The following is a 2668-nucleotide window of genomic DNA, read 5'->3' as shown; positions in this document are numbered from 1 at the left end:
GCCGTCGCCACCGCTGCCGCCCGTGGCTTCGGCCGCGTCCGGGGCGGACCTGGCCGTGGTGCTCTCCGGCGCCATCGGGTCGCGCCAGATGTGTTCGCGGACCGCCGGCCGGGAGGCCAGGCCCGCTATCCCGCTCCAGGCCGACAGCGCGTCCGCGTAGGGCCCGTCGTTGTCGAGCCGGCGCAGCTCCTCGGCCAGCAGGTCGCCGAGGCCGCGGTCGGGCAGCGGCAGGGCGCGGCCGGGCCGGCCGGGCCGGCGCAGCAGCACGGTGTGGGCGTCCTGGCGGGTCAGCGTCAGCGTGCCGTCGTGGTCGAAGTCGACGCGTATCTCGGCCGGCCCGCCCCGGGAGACCGCCTCGGACACCGTGACCGGCACCCGCAGGCGGTCGGCGAGCCAGCCGGAGAGCAGACAGACGCCCGGGTCCGCCGGGCTGCCCGCGATGGTGACTGACCGTGGCTGCTCGGTGATCGAGTCGAAGGCGGCGGCGGTCAGCGTCCGCCAGCCGGTCAGCCGCGTCCAGGCCAGGTCGGTGTCGCCGGGCGCGAAGTCCGCCGCGCGGCGCCGCAGCGCCGCCACCGGGTCGGGGGCGGCGGCCGCGTCACTGACCCGGCGGTCGGCGAAGACGCCCAGCGGGTCGTAGGCGATCCGGTCCGGGGGCTCGCCGTCCCACCAGGTCACCACCGGCGCGTCCGGCGCGAGCAGCGGCAGCACCACCGACTCGGCGTGCAGGCCGAGCCGGCCGTACATCCGCATGACCACGGCCTCACCGGGGCCGAGCCGCCCGCCGATGGAGACCTCGGCGTCCAGCCGGGAGTTGGAGGCGTCCAGCTGGCGGCGCACGATGATGAGCAGCCGGCACGGGTGGGCCGCCGCCGCGGTCGTCGCCGCGCTCTCGGCGGCGCTGACGTGCTTCTCGTCCACCACGACCACCAGGGTCAGGGCCAGGCCGAAGGCGAGCGCGCCGGCGGAGCGCCGTTCGGCCGCCAGCGCCCTGACCACGTCGGTGCCGGTGGTGTCCCACAGGGTTGTCACGGTCGCCTCCAGCAGCGCCCGTCACGGGCGAGCATCTCGTCGGCGGCGGCCGGCCCCCACGTCCCCGACCGGTAGAGATGGGGGACGGAGCCGGCCCAGAAGTCCTCCATGGGGTCGATCACCCGCCACGACTCGATCACCTCGGAGTTGTTCGGGAACAGTGTCGCGTCCCCGAGCAGCACGTCAAGGATGAGCCGTTCGTACGCCTCGGGCAGCGACTCGGTGAACGCCTCGCCGAAGAGGAAGTCCATGGCGACGTCGCGGACCTCCATCGCCGACCCCGGGACCTTGGAGCCGAACTTCAGCGTCACGCCCTCGTCCGGCTGGACCCGCACCACCAGCTGGTTGTGGCCGAGCTCGGTGGTGTCGGTGGCGTCGAAGGGCAGGTGCGGGGCCGGCTTGAACGAGATGGCGATCTCGGTCACCCGGCGCGGCAGCCGCTTGCCGGTGCGCAGGTAGAACGGGACGCCCGCCCACCGGCGGGTCTCGATCCCCAGCCGGACGGCGGCGAAGGTCTCCGTGCGCGAGCCCGCCGGGACGCCGTCCTCCTCCAGATAGCCCCGGACCCGCTGGCCGGCGAGCCAGCCCTGCTCGTACTGGCCCCGGATCGCGTAGCCGGCAAGGTCGTCCGGCAGCGAGACGGCCCGCAGGATCTTGAGCTTCTCGTACCGGATGGCCTCGGCGTTGAAGCTCACCGGCTCCTCCATGGCGGTCAGCGCCAGCAGCTGGAGCAGGTGGTTCTGCAGCACGTCCCGGGCGGCACCGGTGGCGTCGTAGAAACCGGCCCGCGAGCCGATGCCGACGTCCTCGGCCATGGTGATCTGGACGGAGTCGACGAAGTGGGAGTTCCAGATCGGCTCGAACAGGGTGTTGGCGAACCGCAGCGCCAGCAGGTTCTGGACGGTCTCCTTGCCCAGGTAGTGATCGATACGGAACACGTCGGGCGCGGTGAACACGTCGTCCACCAGCTCGTTGAGGGCGCTGGCGGACTCCTGGTCGTGGCCGAAGGGCTTCTCCACCACGACCCGCCGCCAGCCGCCGGACGCCTCGTTCGAGGCCATCCCGGTGCGCTGCATCTGCTTGAGGACGACCGGGAACGCCGACGGCGGGATGGACAGGTAGAACGCCGCGTTACCCGGGATGCCGTGGCTGTGCTCGAGGTCGAGCAGGGTCTTCGCGAGCGTGTCGAAGGCCTGGTCGTCGTTGAACGACCCCTGGACGAACTTCACCGACGAGGCCAGGCGCTCCCAGACGTCCTCCCGGAACGGTGTCCGGGCGCCCTTCTGCGCGGCCTCCCGGAGGATCTCGGCGAAGCCGCCGTCGTCCCAGTCGCGCCGGGCGAAGCCCAGCAGCACGAAGCCCGGCGGCAGCAGGCCCCGGTTCGCCAGGTCGTAGACGGCCGGGATGAGCTTCTTGCGGGCCAGGTCGCCGGTGACCCCGAAGACCACCAACGCGCATGGGTCGGGCAGGCGTGGCAGCCGGCGGTCCCGCGGGTCGCGCAGCGGGTTGGCGCGCACCGTTGGCGTCACCCGAACTCCCCTCCTCGTCGTTGTGGGGTTCCCTCGTCTGGCTTCATCTGGTGGTCCCGCCTGTCCGGGTCTCTGGGTCATGTCCGTGGGGCTTCTCGTGGCAGCGG

2 protein-coding genes are annotated in these 2668 nt (G+C 72.9%); both read right to left on the bottom strand.

Features of this window, described 5'->3' with window-relative positions:
• On the bottom strand, nucleotides 1–1032 hold a 1032-nt coding region (locus tag AC5LUJ_RS17270; RefSeq protein ID WP_493465292.1), incomplete at its 3' end, for a glucose-6-phosphate dehydrogenase assembly protein OpcA.
• Entirely contained in the window at nucleotides 1029–2561 is a 1533-nt protein-coding gene (zwf, locus tag AC5LUJ_RS17265) for a glucose-6-phosphate dehydrogenase (RefSeq protein ID WP_250283299.1), read from the bottom strand. The genes zwf and AC5LUJ_RS17270, both read right to left, overlap by 4 nt.
• Nucleotides 2562–2668: the final 107 nt, after the last annotated feature.

The sequence above is a fragment of the Protofrankia sp. CiP1_Cm_nod3 genome (genome assembly GCF_982290655.1).
Note: the sequence above shows the minus strand (reverse complement) of the source record. Positions and strands in the feature narration are given on the sequence as shown.